Annotated in this window: 2 protein-coding genes; both read right to left on the reverse strand. The window is 33.8% G+C overall.

Features of this window, described 5'->3' with window-relative positions; all coding sequences use genetic code 11:
- Positions 1–86 (reverse strand): beta-class phenol-soluble modulin (locus CD128_RS11715; protein WP_103330034.1); only part of this gene is annotated, 86 nt, incomplete at its 3' end.
- A gap of 65 nt (positions 87–151) precedes the next feature.
- Positions 152–237: beta-class phenol-soluble modulin (locus CD128_RS11720; protein WP_231917345.1), on the reverse strand; the 86-nt coding region annotated here is incomplete at its 5' end.

A 237-nucleotide genomic window follows, 5' to 3' on the forward strand; every position in this document is an offset into this window, starting at 1 on the left:
CCTACGATGCTTGTACCTAATTTAGCCCAATCGTGTGATTGACCTGCTTGTACTGCGTTTGAGATTGCTTCTACTAATTTTGACATGTAAATCGCTCCATTCGTTAATTTTTATTTTTTAATACTAATTTTTTATGAATATTCAAGGTTTATTAGAAACCGAATAATTTACCTAATACGCTTGCACCGTTTTCTACGATACCTACGATGTTTGTACCTAATTTACCCCAATCATGTG

The organism is Staphylococcus croceilyticus (assembly GCF_002902575.1).
GTDB lineage: Bacteria > Bacillota > Bacilli > Staphylococcales > Staphylococcaceae > Staphylococcus > Staphylococcus croceilyticus.